The 381-nt window shown below is 69.8% G+C and carries 1 protein-coding gene; it reads right to left on the bottom strand.

Going from position 1 to position 381, the window contains the following annotated elements; genetic code table 11:
* On the bottom strand, positions 1-381 hold a 381-nt coding region (locus AB4Z30_RS30100), incomplete at both ends, for a zinc-binding dehydrogenase (RefSeq protein WP_441931234.1).

Below are 381 nucleotides of genomic sequence, written 5' to 3'. Positions count from 1 at the left end.
GCCTCCGCCAACGGGAAGCGCTGGCCGATGTCGATCTTCACCGCGCCCGAGGCCAGGACCTCGAACAGGGCCGCGGCGCTCTCGTCGAGCTCGTCGGTGGTTACGATGTAGTCGAACAGGCGAGGGCGGGTGATGAAGGCCGACTTGGCCCCCAGCTCCAGCGGCGCGAACGGCGGTACGGGACCCGAGGCGTTGCCATAGGTGACCAGCACCCCGCGGCGGCCCAGGCTCTTGAGGCTGCCTTGGAAGGTGTCCTTGCCGACGCCGTCATAGACGACCGGCACGCCGGCCCCGCCCGTGATCTCGGCCACCCTCGCTGCGACATCCTCGTGGTCGTAGAGGATCACGTGGTCGGCGCCGAGGTCGCGCACGATCTGGGCC

Source organism: Paenibacillus sp. 2TAF8, from assembly GCF_052114825.1.
Taxonomy (GTDB): domain Bacteria; phylum Bacillota; class Bacilli; order Paenibacillales; family Paenibacillaceae; genus Paenibacillus.
This window is presented reverse-complemented; position numbering and strand designations above follow the sequence as displayed.